The sequence below is a fragment of the Candidatus Methylacidiphilales bacterium genome, from assembly GCA_028713655.1.
GTDB lineage: Bacteria > Verrucomicrobiota > Verrucomicrobiia > Methylacidiphilales > JAAUTS01 > JAQTNW01.
Window position 1 is genome coordinate 1 of record JAQTNW010000062.1, and the last position, 14,411, is coordinate 14,411.

Consider the following 14,411-nt stretch of genomic DNA (forward strand, 5'->3'; position numbering starts at 1 on the left):
CAACAAACCGCACCCTATCGAACAAAGCCTGCCGTGAGCTGGCCCGGAGGAAAATCACGGCTCCTGAAACATATCATGCCACTCGTCCCTGAACACACCTGCTACTGCGAGCCCTTTGCTGGCGGCCTGGCCGTGCTCTTGGCCAAGGAGCGCTCTCAGCTCGAAGTCTTGAATGATCTCAACGGCGACCTGGTCAATTTTTACCGCTGCGTCCGCTTCCACGCAGATGTGCTCCTCACCGAGTTGGAGTTCGTTCTGAACAGCAGGGAAGAGTTCAACGATTTTCGCCATCAGCCCGGCTTGACTGACATCCAGCGCGCAGCCCGGTGGTTTTTCCGAAACAAAAACTGCTTCGGCGCAACGGATCTCAACAGCTTCGGCACTTCCGCGCTCAGTGGCGGTGCCTCGCATGGGTCCAGAAGCTCGCGGATGGAAAGCATCCGGGCCTTGAATCTGCGCTTGGACCGCGTATGCATCGAGCATCTCGACTGGAAGCGTTGCGTTGAACTTTACGACCGGCCTTCCTCGTTCTTCTTTTTCGATCCGCCCTACACCGGGTGCAGCGCCACAATGTATTCAGCCTGGACGGAGACCGATGTGTTGGCGCTCAAAGCGGTCCTATTGAAGTTGCGGGGCCGCTGGCTGGTCACTTTGAACGATTGCCCGTCGATCCGGGCGATTTTTAAAGGCTTCAAACTCAAATCCGTCGAGCGAGCCAGGGGAATCAACAACAAGGCGGAAACAGCCCGGTACCGTGAGCTGGTCATCAGCCCGGCTTAATCGTATTCCGTTATGTCCCAGTCCAACCCCTTCTTCTTCAGATCCCGTTCCACTGCTCGCAGTACCATCCTGCGGAAGTGTCCCTCGAACTGCAGCGAGGCGATGTGCTCATGCAACCGCGCCACGTCGCCTCGTTTTAAGGGTGGTAGTTTCACGTTTGCCAGCCATTTTCTGGCCTCCTCTTGGGCTTGTTTCCAGCTCATGCGGTACAAGGAAAGCGGGAGTTAGAGCTATGTCAGCCGAAAACTTGATGGAAACCCTGCTGCGCCACATCAGGATGCAGTTCTATCCTGACGATCCGAAGCGGTTTTTTCAGGAACAGCGGCTGTTGAAGCTCGCCATCACCACGCCCGCCGTCTGGCTCCAGGAGCGCGGCGTCGCGTTGTCTGCCCACCGGCTGCAGGCCGTCCTCATGGACATCATCACTGAGATAAAACGGCATGGCGATACCGGCGCGATCAAATGCTTTGGTGCATACCTGCTGCACACCGTCCAGCAGCACATGCGGTACCAAGGCGAGAGGTACTATAACGAAGGCAAGGCCGCGCGGAATCAGGTTGAGAAGGCGCTGTCCACGCTTCAAGCGTGTGTAGATCGTCCGGTCGAAAATTCTTCCTGCCAAAGGCTGGCAGAGTTGAACCAGTTGCTGCGGGCTGGGCGTCCGCGCCGCCGCGTGGCTGCAAAAAAGGCCAAGGAACCCGATCTGTTTGCCTCATGCAAGGGAGTTGCAGACAGCCGTCAAGGCCCGTGAAAAAGTATCAAACCCCTGTCAAACTGGTCGATCCGGCCCCGATTCGTATCAAACTGGTTTTTGGGTTTTTGACTCGTCTATCTGCCTTAAAATAAGCTACTTAACGCTTATTTTCGGCTAATTCCGCATCGTATCAAAATCGCTGGCAAGACTCACCATTCCTTGGAAAAAATCGGAGCGACAGGATTTGAACCTGCGACCCCCTGGTCCCAAACCAGGTGCTCTACCAAGCTGAGCCACGCTCCGCTGAAAACCGATATCCTACGCATTCCGCAGGAGGAAGACAACCTTCCCTTTTGGTTTTCTTTTATGCGATATGGGGAAACTGGAAAAGACTTTCCCCTTTTTTGACCTGCGTGGCCTCGATTCGCTAATCGAAGGCTTCGACAGCCTGAGGCTCAAGTGCCTCATCAAACTCGATCATATTTTCCAGGATTTCGGCGAATTCCACCAAACCCGGTGCCGGAATAATGATGGTATCCCGTCGACCATTCACATCCTCGGTAATTTTCAGAAAGCGTCCGCGTTCGTTCTCTTTCAAGTCGAACTGAAACTGCTTTCTTTCCACTCCAACTCTTTCGGTTTTCAACGTATGATCCATATGAATGACCCCCATTTGCTGTTGTTGGCACTATGGGAGTCGGAATGAGACGCGATGTCAATTGAGGTGCAAGCGAAAATGGAAGTTATCCACAATTATTTTTTATAGCGGGAACGTCTTGTTTTTACGTTAAAGATGTAAAAACAAGCTCAATTCCCGGAACGCTGCAGCTCCACATCCTGCTTCCTTTCGTCCTCACCCCAAACTTCCCTCCAAGGCTTGTGGCTTTGATAGAGGGCCAGGCGTTGTTTCAGGGCAGCAATGCGAGGCGAGTCCGGAAATAATTTGATGGCCGTCCGGATGTTATCCTGGGCTTTGCCGTAATTGCCCATTTCAGCGTAACCGGCAGCCAGCATGTCATAGGCTTCCGGCGAGGGCTGTTCTTTCAAAGCCTTCTGCGCATAGGCGACAGCCAGGACGCCGTCGCGCAGACTGGGAAAAGGACAGGTTGCGCGCAACCAAGCCGCCGTCAGATAGTCGGTGACGGAAATCGGCTGGGCTGCGGTAGCCGTGCGCAAATCATGCGCGGCACGCCCGTATTGTCCCAATTTGGCGACAACGTACGCCTTGCGAATCAGGATGGTGGCGGAATCGCTTTTAATATCAAGCGCCTGGGTGTAAAATTCCAGCGCTCCTACAAAATCATTTTGGTTCTCCTTTTCAAATCCCTTGAGCACCAGGGCTGTGAATTTTTCATCATTGCCGGGATCCTCAGCCGCGGGTTTGTCCTGGGCAATTGCCATCCTGTCGCAAAAAAGTGAGAGAACTCCTCCGGCAAACAATACGATCCAAAATCTGGCCATGTGCAATAGATAGGCGCCCGGCGTCCCGCGTCAACCCTTCGCGTTCGTGGAAGCGGCGTCCGGCGCAGGCGTTGCGGCTGCTTCCTGCAGGCCAAGTTCCATGCGGTCCATCAAATCACCCGCCTCGTCAAGAAACATCTTTTTATGCTCCACATTGGGAAGCAGTTTTGCGGCAAACTGAACCAGTTGATCCATGTCATGGCGGCTGGAAATGGGGAGCGGGATTTTTCCCTCATGGATGCCATTGTGCAGCATTTGAGTACCGACCGGACCAAAAAAGAATTCCGCCAGGAGGGACAATTGATCAAACGCCGCATTTGCCTCATACCCCTCAACGGTGAGCATCTCCATTTCAGCCTCGCGGGCTTTGGCCAGCAGCGCGGCAGTCTGTTGCGTGTCCTTCCCGCTGCGCTTTTCGCGGACGATTGTTTTTTCCAGATTGAGCACCGCAAGGTTGATCGGTTGGCGCAGCAGGTTGAAATGCGCGCCATGTTGAAGGAACACCGCGAGATTGTTCCCCCCCCCGAAGCGCTTGATCCAGATCGAATATCCCTCATAGGTGACGCGCAAGTCTTTCAGGCCGATCCTGGCAATTTCCACCTGTTTCATTGGCTGGCACAAGGCCATCGCAATCTGGTTGATCGTGGCCTCCGTATAGTTCGTGGGCGCGGCAAATCCGACCACCCTGCCGTCATTGCGAAAAACAAGAGCTGCCGAGACCTCCTCCAGGTCGTACAAGCGGTTCAATGCCGGCAATTCAATCATGAGACATTCCCCGTAAGTACGGCGCGGCAGCCATCCTCAAAATCCTCCGGCACGGCTTCCATGTCTGAAAAAATGATCAACGGCTCGGTGTAGGTTGGGAAACGCCAGATCCGGCATTGATCCAGCTCGAGGTACCATTCCGACAGCAGCCCGCCCCCCAGACTTTCACCCAGGCCCTCCAACTTTTTAAAATAATCCGCAAACCAGTCCGGTGATAAGGCAGGCACCGTTGAGTTTCCAGCCAACAGCCGGATTCCATCCTTTTCCTCGCGGTAAACGGCGAGGAATCCGGGCTGCACGCACAATTTCTGCACAAGTGCCCCCATCGGATCTGCCTGGCGCGGTTCGGGGACGGATGCCGGACCCCCTGTCTCATCCGGCAGTTGCCGCACCACTTCCATCAGCCCCGCAGCGGCGCCTGTTCCCGCAAACGGTTCGATCAGTTTGTCCAGGGGCTCCCAAAGGGTGCGCTTGATGCCCACCGGAAGTTCACCGACCGTGTAGGTGCTGATTTGCCACGAGAATATTTGCTCCAACGCTTTGATACCCCACACTTTACCCACATTAACCTCGATCAACTGCGCATCCTTGAAATAGAGAAACCCGCTGTCGCCATTGGGATCAAAAACCGTGAGCATGCAGTTGCGCTGCGGCAGCGCATCATTGCGAATCAACTCAATCAGATAGGAATTCATAATTCCAACCTTTCGTTAGCAGGTCCACAGGTTGAATCCAAGTCCTCGCTCCAAAATAATCCCGGGCCTTTGCCGCCACACATTCAGCCTGAACCTTGTTTTCCAGCAGTGCGAACACCGTCGCGCCGCTGCCGCTCATCATCGAATCCAGCACATCATTCTGCCGGGCCAGCCATCTTCCGGCTTCCCGGATCCACAGGTATTTATCAAACACTGCGGGCTCAAGGTCATTCTGCAACCTGAATTCCTGCCAGGCCGCGCCCTTCCCCGCCCTGGACTGCAGCAGCAACCGCCCCAGTTCCCCTTTTCGCGGGTTCGCCGCATACGTCTTGTACGCCCAGGGTGTCGGCACGCCAAACCCAGGATTGACGAGCAATCCCGCCAGAGGCCGGGATAATTCCACCGGCTCAACCTGTTCGCCGCGGCCGCGGCAAATTGCAGGTTTTCGGTACAAAAAGAAATTAATGTCACTACCCATCGAGGCAGCCGCCTGTTCCAGTTTTTCCATCGGCAACCCGCAATCCCACAGCCGGTTCAACGCCAGCAGGGCAAGCGCCGCATTGCTGCTGCCCCCAGCCAACCCGCCTCCAACCGGAATCGCCTTCCTAAGAAAAATCCTGGCTCCATGCGATTTCCCGGAAAATTCCTGAAGCAGCCGGGCCGCGCGAACAACCAAATTATCATCTCCCGCCGGAATATCCGCCCCCTCCACCCGGAGCTCGACGCCGCCGTCCGCCCGTTCCAGTTCCATCTCATCAAACAGGGAAACCGGGCACATCAAGGTCTCCAATTCATGAAATCCGTCCGGCCGCTTGCCGAGGATGCGGAGATACAGATTAATTTTGGCAGGACAACGAACTTTCATTTTACTATTCACAGCGGAATGGGCAGAATGGCCACATTAGAACCAAATTCCAAAAACTGAAAACCCAAAACTCTCCATGAACCCCGAGAATCTGATTCTTGCCCTGGATGTCTATGACTCAAAGGAAGCATTTTCATGGGTGGAACGATTTTCAGGCCGCATCGGCTATTTTAAAATCGGCCTTCAATTGTTCACGTCCCACGGCCCCGAGCTTGTGCGCAAGATCCGCCAACGCGGGGCCAAGGTCTTCCTGGACCTTAAATTGCACGACATTCCCAACACCGTGGCCAAAACCGTGGAATCCCTCTGCCAACTCGATATTCATTTTCTCACCATTCACACCCTGGGCGGCAAAAGCATGATGAACGCCGCCGTGGAGGCCGCCGCAGGCCATCCGCAAACCACACTGCTTGGCGTGACAATCCTGACCCATCTCGATGATGACGACCTCCGCGCGATGGGTTTTGACCATACAGTATCCGGTGAAGTCATAAACCTTGCCCGCTTGGCTCAGGATTCGGGCCTGCACGGACTGGTTTGCTCCCCGCGGGAAGTTTCCCTGCTCCGCAAGCAACTGGGGCCGGATCTTTGCCTGGTCACGCCGGGCGTACGCCCCGAAGGCTCGGAACCGGACGACCAAACCCGCATTGCCACACCGCAGCAAGCCATCCTTTCCGGCAGCAACCATGTCGTGATCGGCCGCCCGATCCTGAAATCAGCCGATCCCGATAAAGTGCTTAGCGATTTGCTGGCGTCTTAGCATCAAATTCCATAGTTTTGTCAAGCTAGACGTTAACGCAGGATTGCGTTTGGCGAAATGCCGAGCATTATTTTGCAGTCATGCCGATCCATCTGCCCCCGCTGACACGCCGCGCGTTTTTGCGTACATCGATTTTTGCCGGGACCGCGCTGGCCTTGGGAGACAGGCGTCTCTCTGCCGCGGAAACAGCGCCTGACCCGCACACCTGGGCACTTCTATCTGATGTGCATATTAACGCCGACCCGCTCAAAGAAGATCGCGGAGTCGTGATGACGGAAAATCTAAAAGCCGTCGTGAAGGAGATCCTGGCTCTTTCCAAACGCCCCGCGCACATGTTCATCGACGGGGATTGCGCGCATCACAGCGGCGAACTCGCGGATTACACCCAGTTTCTCAGCCTCATCGAACCGGCGCGCAAGTCGGGCATGCCGATTGATCTCACGCTGGGCAACCACGACCATCGCGAACATTTCATCAGCAGCATCCCCGGCGCGGGCAAACATCCGCATCCGGTGGAAAACCGCTACGTCTCAGTGCTGCAAACGGCGAGGGCAAACTGGTTCATGCTGGATTCGCTCGACCAGGTGAACATGTCACCGGGATTGTTCGGCCGGGCGCAGCTCGACTGGCTTGCGAAACAACTCGACGCGAACAAGGACAAACCCGCCATCATTTGCGGCCATCACACGCTTTACGGCAAAGGCAGCCTACAGGATACGGATGCATTCCTCGCGTTGCTGGCGCCCCGCAGGCAGGTGAAGGCTTACATCTTTGGCCATTCCCATGCGTGGGCATTTGCGGAACACGAGGGCATCCACCTGATCAATCTCCCGGCGGTTGCCTACGTGTTCAGCAAGGAGCAGCCCAACGGCTGGGTGCATGCCACCCTGCTGGAATCGGGGCTGCGACTGCAATTAAGCGCGCTCGACAAAACCCATCCCGCGCACGGACAGGTGAAGGAATTTGCGTGGCGGAGTTGAAGCTTATCGCAACGCAGTTAAGGCACTGAACCAAAATCCAATATGCGCCAATTGCGGTTTGAACACCAGATTCGACGGTTAGAGCTGTTGGCCTGCACGCGCCAGATCCCACAGAATGACCGCTACCTCGAAACGTATCCCGAACTTTTGGGGTCAATTCAGGCGTTGCTACCTCTGGATCGCAGTAAGCTGATCCTGGTGGCCCACGCGGTTTTTGGTTGGATGCCAACGCAAATCCGCATCGATATGCAAAAAATCAACACCGCACTCGACGACATAAATTCAATCTTACAAGGCGCGGATGCTTCGGTGGACAACATCACACTACTGGCATCGACATTCCAAACGATCAACGGCAATTCGGTGGTTGCAGCATCCAAAATTCTTCACTTTCTCGATCCTGCCAATTACCCCATTTGGGATGGTAAAGTTGCCAAGGTCTGGAAACGGCCTCCAAACGGAACGAGGGCAGCTAACAACTACCATGAGTTCACGCAGGCGTGTCGCCAATTCATGAAAAACGAGACAGCTCAGCAAACCTGCCAGGCTATGCGCGGACGTCTGGCTACAGCAGGTTATTCTTACCACATGGAGGATATGCGGTTGATCGAACTTATGCTTTTTCTGCCACCATAAGGGTAAAACAATCTCAACCCCTTTAGGCTTTACGCTTTAAAGACTGCATGCACATAGTACATGCAGCATTTTTAGATGAAGCACACCATCCACGACATCCTCGAAGAATTCCGGGAGGCGGCAACATCCAAGCGGGATTTGGGGGATCGGTTTGAACGCCTCATCTGCCGTTACCTCGAACTGGACCCCCTTTACGCCGACCGCTTCTCCGACGTTTGGATGTGGAACGAATGGCCCGGCAAGGGAAACGTAGGCGACGTGGGCATTGACCTCGTGGCCAAGGAACGGGCCACCGGCGAGTTTTGCGCCATTCAGTGCAAATTCTACCTCCCAGACCACACGCTCTCCAAAGCCGACATCGATTCTTTCTTCACCGCCGCAGGGAAGGAACCTTTCACCTCCTGCATGATCGTTTCCACGACGGACAAGTGGGGAAAAAACGCCGAGGATGCTCTTGCCAACCAGTCCAAGCCGGTCATCCGGCTCCGTGTCCAGGACCTCGACGCCAGTCCGGTGGATTGGTCAAAGTTCAGTCTCACGCGCCCGCAAGACCTCCAGCTCCGGGCAAAGAAACAAATCCGCGACCACCAAAAGAACGCCCTCCAGAATATCGTTTCAGGCTTTACGACAGCCGACCGGGGCAAGCTCATTATGGCGTGCGGTACAGGCAAAACCTTCACCGCGCTGAAATTAGCCGAGCGGATGGCCCCACAGGGACACGTCCTTTTCCTGGTGCCGTCGTTGTCACTCCTTTCCCAAAGCTTGCGCGAATGGACCGCCGAATCCGATCTTATCCTCCACAGCATGGCCGTCTGCTCCGATACCAAAGTCGGGAAAAAAGTCACCAAGCCATCCAAAAACGAAACGGAAAGCGCGGACATTACCACCTGCGATCTGGCATTCCCAGCAACCACATCAGCCCAGCAAATCCTCCGCCAATATAAAGGCATCCATGCCATTGCGGCCAAAAAAGGAGCTGCAAAGGGCATGACGGTGGTTTTCTCGACCTATCAATCCATTCTCGCCGTTTCGGAGGCTCAAAAGGCCGGACTGCCGGAATTTGATCTCATCATCTGCGACGAAGCCCACCGCACCACCGGCGTCACCCTGAGCGGCGAAGACGAAAGCCACTTCATCAAAATTCACGACGCTACCTTCATCCGAGGCAAAAAACGCCTCTACATGACTGCCACCCCGCGTATTTACAGCGACGACACCAAGGTTAAAGCCAAGGACGCTGCGGCTGAACTTTGTTCGATGGACGACCCTGCTGTCTTTGGCGAAGAATTCCACCGACTCGGCTTTGGTGAAGCCGTCAGCAGAAATCTGCTTTCCGATTACAAAGTCCTCGTTCTGGCTGTGGATGAAAAATACGTCACCAAAACGTTTCAACGCCAAATCGCCGACGCCAACAACGAACTCAATCTCGAAGACGCCGTCAAAATCACCGGTTGCTGGAACGGTCTGGCCAAACGCCTCGACCGCAGCACCGCGCCGAACACCGACCTCCAGGGCGACACCGCCCACATGCGCCGCGCCGTCGCCTTCTCCCGTTCCATTGCAGGTTCCAAGGCATTCGTCCGGCAATTTGGCCAGATCATCGAAGCCTATCGTGAAACACATCCCGACGAAGACGATCTCCTCCACTGCGAACTGGATCATGTGGACGGCACTTACAATGCCCTCAAACGCAACGAACTCTTGGATTGGCTCAAGGCAGAGTCCACGGAAAACACCTGCCGCATACTTTCCAATGCCCGCTGCCTCTCCGAAGGCGTTGATGTTCCGGCTTTGGACGCAGTCATATTCCTGAACCCGCGCAACTCCATTGTGGATGTCGTCCAGTCCGTAGGCCGCGTCATGCGCCGGGCCGAGGGCAAGCAATACGGCTACATCATCCTCCCGGTTGGCATTCCCGCCGACATGGCGCCGGAAGAAGCACTCAAGGACAACGAAAAATATAAAGTTGTCTGGCAGGTGCTCCAAGCCCTCCGTGCGCATGACGACCGGTTCAACGCCACCGTCAACCAGATCGAACTCAATAAAAAACGTCCCGACGCCATCCAGATCATCGGCGTCGGCGGCAACGAGCCCGGCCAGCCTAACGACGGTGACAGCAAGCCCAATGTGCAGGAAATCCAAGGCGCTTTCCTCTTTCCGCACCTCGAAGAATGGAAAGACGCCATTTATGCCCGGATCGTTCTCAAATGCGGCGACCGCCGTTATTGGGAAAGTTGGGCCAAAGATGTCGCCGTCATTGCCGAGCGCCACATCACCCGCATCAAAGCCCTGCTCGAAAGCGGCGAGCCGCGTCACAAGAGGGCTTTTGCTGAATTTCTCCAAGGGCTCCGTCAAAACATTAATCCGAGTATTTCAGAGGACGATGCCATCGAGATGCTTTCCCAGCATCTCATCACCCGCCCTGTCTTCGACGCCCTTTTCGATAATTACTCCTTTACCCAGAACAACCCAGTTTCCCTCGCCATGCAGAAGATGCTCAACACCCTTGAGGATCAGGCGTTGGAAAAAGAAACCGCCACGCTGGAAAAATTCTATGCCAGCGTCAAAGAACGCGCCACCGGCATCGACAACGCCCAAGGCAAACAGCGCATTGTCATCGAGCTGTACGACACCTTCTTCCGCACTGCCTTCCCGAAAATGGCCGAACGCCTTGGCATCGTCTATACCCCCGTGGAAGTTGTGGATTTCATCATTCATAGTGTGAACGATGTCCTCAAACATGAGTTCCGCTCCAGTCTCGGAGACAAAGACGTCCACATCATCGATCCTTTCACCGGTACCGGCACTTTTCTCGTTCGACTGCTCCAGAGCGGCCACATCCAGCCTGCCGATCTGCTGCGAAAATATCAGAACGAACTTCACGCCAACGAAATCATCCTACTCGCCTATTATATTGCCGCCATCAACATCGAAGAAACCTTCCACGCCCTCCTGCGCGAACAGACCGGGCAATTGCATTACAAAAATCCGAAATCCAAAGCTGAAAATGGCTACGTTCCATTTCAGGGCATCGTTCTGACCGATACGTTCCAAATCTCGGAAAGCAAAAACGAGATGGACGAAAAAATGTTCCCCGAAAACAACCAGCGGGTGAAACGCCAGAAAGCCAGCCCGATACGGGTTGTTATTGCGAACCCGCCCTATTCTTCCGGGCAGACCAGCGAGAATGATGGCAATAAAAATCTCAAGTATCCGCAGCTCGACGAACGCATCCGTTCCACCTATGCCGAGCGTTCCACCGCAACCAATAAAAACAGCCTCTACGACAGCTACATTCGCGCCCTGCGCTGGGCCAGCGACCGCATAGCGGATAGGGGAATTGTTAGCTTTGTCAGCAATGGTTCGTTTATTGACGGCAATGCAATGGAAGGTGTCCGTGCCTGTCTCGCTGAGGAATTTTCCACCATCTACGTCTTTAACCTCAGAGGCAACCAACGCACATCCGGTGAAACCTCACGCATGGAGGGCGGCAAAATATTTGGTTCGGGAAGCCGCGCCAGCATCGCTATCTCAGTTTTCATCAAAAACCCGGAGAAAAAAGGCCCCTGCGAGCTATTCTACCACGACATAGGCGATTATCTCAGCCGCGAAGAAAAACTGGAAATCATCACGAAATTTCAAAGCATTAACGGCCTCCACCAGGAAAGGAGATGGGAGAGCCTCCAACCCAACGCCAACCACGACTGGATCAACCAGCGCGACGAGGTTTTTGAGACGTTTGTTTCATTGGGGGATAAGAAAGATGAGAACTCAAAGGTGTTTTTTGAGAATTATTCCAGCGGCGTTAAAACCAATCGAGATAATTGGTGCTACAATTTTTCCAAAACGGCGCTGACCGCGAATATGCGGCGCATGATTGATTTCTATAACGAACAGGTCGAAGGTTTCGCCAAAATCGGCGCCGGAAAACTTAAAGCCGAACTTCCAGAATTAGCCGAAAAATTTATTGATACGGATGCAAAGAAAATCTCATGGTCCCGTGGTCTGAAGAATGACCTCAGTCGAGGCGTTCCGCATCAATTTAATCCTGATTCCGTTCGTAGGTCTATTTATCGCCCCTACTGCAAACAGACTCTTTATACGGACAAGTATTTCAACGACATGATTTACCAAATCCCCAAAATCTTCCCCAAGGCTGGCTTGCAGAATTTGGCGATTTGTGTCACAGGAATAGGCGCGACAAAAGATTTCAGCGCTCTTATTTCAAGCACGTTGCCTGACCTTGAACTAATTTCCAAAAGCCAATGCTTCCCTCTCTATCTCTACGAAAAAGAGGAACCGCAGGAAGGCGAACTCATCAGCCGCCATCAAGAAGGTGAGTTGATTGACGGCTACCGCCGCCGAGACGCCATAAGCGACGCCATTCTCACGGATTTCCGCTCGGCCTATGAAGCCAGAATCACGAAAGAGGACATCTTCTATTATGTGTACGGCATATTGCATTCCGAGGAATACAAAACCCGCTTTGCCTCAGACCTGAAGAAAATGCTCCCCCGCATCCCGTTCACAAAGGAGACCTCCGACTTCTGGAAATTCAGCCAGGCCGGGCGTGATCTCGCCCGGTGGCACTTGAACTACGAAACCATCGAGCCCTATCCGCTGACCGAGCACAAAAGCGAGCTCACCCTCGTCCCGCAGAAGCATTACCAGGTTCAGAAAATGATCTTTGGCCGGAAAGACAAGGCCGTGGATAAAACCACCATCATATATAACAGCCACCTCACACTGGCAGGCATTCCACCGGAGGCTTACGAATATGTTGTCAATGGCAAGCCTGCTCTGGAATGGGTCATGGAACGGTATCAAATCACCGTGGACAAAGACAGCGGCATCCGCAACGACCCCAACGACTGGATGACCGAGCACAAAGACCCCACCTACCTCGTGAACCTGCTCAAACGCATTACCCGCGTCAGCCTGGAGACGTTGAAGATTGTGAAGTCGCTGCCTGCCTTGAATGAAAAAGTTGCGGCATGAAACCCCATTTTCTATCTGCCCATCGCATTCAGGAGATCGTTCAAGCGGTGAAATGTCTGCAGGAGGGGCAGGCGGTTGATTTCAAAAATCACGGAGCCAAAGGCAGGAAGTTGGAAATACGACTGGACCTTGCGGATGGAAATTTTGCGGACATCCGTCTGGTGGTGACGGCGGGGATTGCCTCCGATCCGAAAACGTATGAAGCCGCCCTGTTGATTTCCGGCCCGCGCGTGCGCGGCATCGGCTATTCGCCGACACGGCAAAGGAAATTTTACAAAAACTACATCGAAAAAGGATGGCATGAAAATATCCTGGATTGGGCTTTGCCCAAAAGTGATCTCAACCACAACAGGCATGTTCCGCTTTCGGATTGCCAACCATCGGATTTAACCCGTTTTCTGCGTTATGCTTGTGAAAAATGGAATATCCGCCTCGACTTTGAAAAGGAGCTGCTATGATTAACCCTGTCACCATTCAAGACCTTACCCACTCCGTCCGCGAGAATCTCACCCGGTTTTGGGGAGAGATGCTGGAAATCGAATCCCAGGACAACGGCCTTGTCCTGGCGTTGCCCTTGATGTTGCCGGACGGCCTTCAGGTGGTTGTGAATGTGGAATATATAAGCCCCACCCAGGGAATCCTCTCCGATCATGGCCGGATTTTATCCCGGCTCATGTCAGAAGGGCTGAATATCGAATCGGAGAGCACCGGCGACCTGTTGGATGAACGGCTGGCTGTGTATGAATTGGAGCGGGACGGATTTGAGATCCAAAAACGGATCAGCCTGCCTCCTCAAGCGATTGATCTGCAGATTTTCGGCGAGGCGCTGGTCAGCGTCGCCCACCTGACTTACAGGCATGATCCTTCCTCCCCAGAGGAGAATGTGGCGGCCCGCGTGGTGGAGAATATTTTTCAGGAGCACCAGCTTCAGCCGATTCGGTTTGCAGTCTTGGAGGGGCAACTGGAGAAAAAAATCAAAGTGGATTACTTTCTCAGAGGAACCAGAGGACTGGCGTTGCAGGTGGTTTCCAGAAAAAAAGCGTTGCTGCCCTATATGGAGCAATGGGGCTGGCGCTGGACGGACTTAAAGGGCAAGCAACCCCAACTGGTGCGGGCGATGGTTTATGACGCAGACAGGCAGGAAATGGATGACACTGCGTTAAAAATCGGGAAAAGCGTTTGTGATGTTTTCTGTCCCTACCATGAAGCGGCTCAAATCGAGCAAGCCATAGAGATGGCGGGATTGGGGTAACTGGTTCGCCTGGAGACGATGAAGATTGTAAAATCCTTGCCAGCGTTAAATGAACGGAAATAATAAAGGATCAAGACCATGAATCGCCGATGCATGAATCAACTGATCCCTTCTTCCTTTTCAAGAGATATGGAATCATCGCTTGGTTGGATGTCCTTGGCAGAGGCTGTCTTGGCGGGTTCTCGTCCCATGAAGGATTGGGAACGCCAATCACTGGACGAATTTACCTGGGCGGAATTTGAGGCGTGAGCTTTCAGCAGGCGGTTCAGAAAGCCGCTAACAATAATCTGAGAATCGCCTCCTTTACCCAAAACGGATTTTATCTTTTGCTCATGAAGATCACCTACCACCTTTCACGCAGTGAAAGCATGGAAGTGTCCAGATCTTGAATCAAACTCGTGTAGGTTCGCGATCTATTTGTCCACTTTTTGGTTCCTACGTGTCATAAATCTCGGAACACACCCCATGCGCGCTCAAAAACTGAATTTTTCGAGCGGGCCTAAATCTGAATGGATTCCAACTGCT

The 14,411-nt window shown here is 53.8% G+C and carries 15 protein-coding genes and 1 tRNA gene; 9 read left to right on the forward strand and 7 right to left on the reverse strand.

Features of this window, described 5'->3' with window-relative positions:
- Positions 1 to 780 (forward strand): DNA adenine methylase (locus PHD76_14320; protein MDD5263015.1); only part of this gene is annotated, 780 nt, incomplete at its 5' end.
- Here PHD76_14320 and PHD76_14325 read toward each other — a convergent pair.
- Positions 777 to 983, reverse strand: coding sequence for a hypothetical protein (locus tag PHD76_14325; GenBank protein MDD5263016.1), 207 nt, complete (start codon positions 981 to 983; stop codon positions 777 to 779). The two genes, PHD76_14320 and PHD76_14325, sit on opposite strands and share 4 nt — an antisense overlap.
- Before the next feature lie 29 nt (positions 984 to 1,012).
- On the opposite strand from PHD76_14325, the gene PHD76_14330 reads away from it, so the two are divergent.
- Complete coding sequence (locus tag PHD76_14330) at positions 1,013 to 1,531, forward strand: hypothetical protein (GenBank protein MDD5263017.1); 519 nt, start codon at positions 1,013 to 1,015, stop codon at positions 1,529 to 1,531.
- Between the two features lie 172 nt (positions 1,532 to 1,703).
- Here the strand turns inward: PHD76_14330 and PHD76_14335 are convergent.
- The 6 genes from PHD76_14335 to ispE form a co-directional block, all read right to left on the reverse strand.
- A tRNA-Pro gene (locus tag PHD76_14335) sits at positions 1,704 to 1,777 on the reverse strand.
- Positions 1,778 to 1,901: 124 nt separating this feature from the next.
- Entirely contained in the window at positions 1,902 to 2,132 is a 231-nt protein-coding gene (locus PHD76_14340; GenBank protein MDD5263018.1) for a PUR family DNA/RNA-binding protein, read from the reverse strand.
- Positions 2,133 to 2,281: 149 nt separating this feature from the next.
- Positions 2,282 to 2,935 (reverse strand): hypothetical protein, encoded by a 654-nt coding sequence (locus PHD76_14345; protein MDD5263019.1) that lies wholly within the window; start codon positions 2,933 to 2,935, stop codon positions 2,282 to 2,284.
- Between the two features lie 30 nt (positions 2,936 to 2,965).
- Entirely contained in the window at positions 2,966 to 3,700 is a 735-nt protein-coding gene (locus PHD76_14350) for a hypothetical protein (GenBank protein ID MDD5263020.1), read from the reverse strand.
- Positions 3,697 to 4,395 carry a hypothetical protein gene (locus PHD76_14355; protein MDD5263021.1) on the reverse strand — a complete coding sequence of 233 codons (699 nt, stop codon included), beginning with the start codon at positions 4,393 to 4,395 and terminating at the stop codon, positions 3,697 to 3,699. The genes PHD76_14350 and PHD76_14355 overlap by 4 nt, the downstream gene beginning before the upstream one ends.
- Positions 4,376 to 5,260: a 4-(cytidine 5'-diphospho)-2-C-methyl-D-erythritol kinase gene (ispE, locus tag PHD76_14360; protein ID MDD5263022.1), complete on the reverse strand. Its 885-nt coding sequence runs from the start codon at positions 5,258 to 5,260 to the stop codon at positions 4,376 to 4,378. The genes PHD76_14355 and ispE overlap by 20 nt, the downstream gene beginning before the upstream one ends.
- A gap of 76 nt (positions 5,261 to 5,336) precedes the next feature.
- Between ispE and pyrF the strand changes: the two genes are divergently transcribed.
- The 7 genes from pyrF (at position 5,337) to PHD76_14395 (ending at position 14,135) form a co-directional block, all read left to right on the forward strand.
- Positions 5,337 to 6,020, forward strand: coding sequence for an orotidine-5'-phosphate decarboxylase (gene pyrF / locus PHD76_14365; GenBank protein ID MDD5263023.1), 684 nt, complete (start codon positions 5,337 to 5,339; stop codon positions 6,018 to 6,020).
- Positions 6,021 to 6,100: 80 nt separating this feature from the next.
- A complete protein-coding gene (locus PHD76_14370; GenBank protein MDD5263024.1) occupies positions 6,101 to 7,000 on the forward strand; it encodes a metallophosphoesterase in 900 nt (299 codons plus the stop codon).
- A 42-nt stretch (positions 7,001 to 7,042) separates the two neighbouring features.
- Positions 7,043 to 7,636, forward strand: coding sequence for a DUF6308 family protein (locus PHD76_14375; GenBank protein ID MDD5263025.1), 594 nt, complete (start codon positions 7,043 to 7,045; stop codon positions 7,634 to 7,636).
- Positions 7,637 to 7,711: 75 nt separating this feature from the next.
- On the forward strand, positions 7,712 to 12,634 hold the full coding sequence (locus PHD76_14380; protein MDD5263026.1) for a DEAD/DEAH box helicase family protein: 4,923 nt from the start codon (positions 7,712 to 7,714) through the stop codon (positions 12,632 to 12,634).
- Positions 12,631 to 13,092: a hypothetical protein gene (locus PHD76_14385; protein ID MDD5263027.1), complete on the forward strand. Its 462-nt coding sequence runs from the start codon at positions 12,631 to 12,633 to the stop codon at positions 13,090 to 13,092. The genes PHD76_14380 and PHD76_14385 overlap by 4 nt, the downstream gene beginning before the upstream one ends.
- Positions 13,089 to 13,886, forward strand: a complete 798-nt coding sequence (locus PHD76_14390; protein MDD5263028.1) for a hypothetical protein — start codon at positions 13,089 to 13,091, stop codon at positions 13,884 to 13,886. Before PHD76_14385 ends, PHD76_14390 begins: the two co-directional genes overlap by 4 nt.
- Before the next feature lie 93 nt (positions 13,887 to 13,979).
- The gene (locus PHD76_14395) at positions 13,980 to 14,135 is read left to right on the forward strand and encodes a hypothetical protein (protein MDD5263029.1); all 156 of its coding nucleotides are present in this window, start codon (positions 13,980 to 13,982) and stop codon (positions 14,133 to 14,135) included.
- The last annotated feature ends 276 nt before the right edge of the window (positions 14,136 to 14,411 follow it).